The 213-nt window shown below is 38.0% G+C and carries 1 protein-coding gene; it reads left to right on the top strand.

Going from position 1 to position 213, the window contains the following annotated elements; translation table 11 throughout:
• A partial coding sequence (locus tag V6256_RS15965) for a LysR substrate-binding domain-containing protein (protein WP_341599184.1) occupies positions 1–178 on the top strand: 178 nt, incomplete at its 5' end.
• Between the last annotated feature and the right edge of the window lie 35 nt (positions 179–213).

Raw genomic sequence — 213 nt, 5'->3', positions numbered from 1 at the left:
GAAAGAAACATTTCCTGACTTGGAGCTTTATCTACATGAGAACCAAACAGCGGTCTTATTAAAGCAATTAGAGCAAGGTGAGCTTGATTGCTTAATGTTAGCAGAGTTACCTGGTATGGAAAACTTTAAACAAGTAGAGCTATACGACGAACCCTTTGAGCTTGCACTATCAGATTAGCATTCATGGTCTAATAACCGTTTGATTAACCTTCA

Source organism: Psychromonas aquatilis (assembly GCF_038155185.1).
Classification (GTDB): Bacteria; Pseudomonadota; Gammaproteobacteria; order Enterobacterales; family Psychromonadaceae; genus Psychromonas; species Psychromonas aquatilis.
The sequence above is the reverse complement of the archived record's forward strand: the minus strand, read 5'-3'. Positions and strand labels throughout refer to the sequence as shown.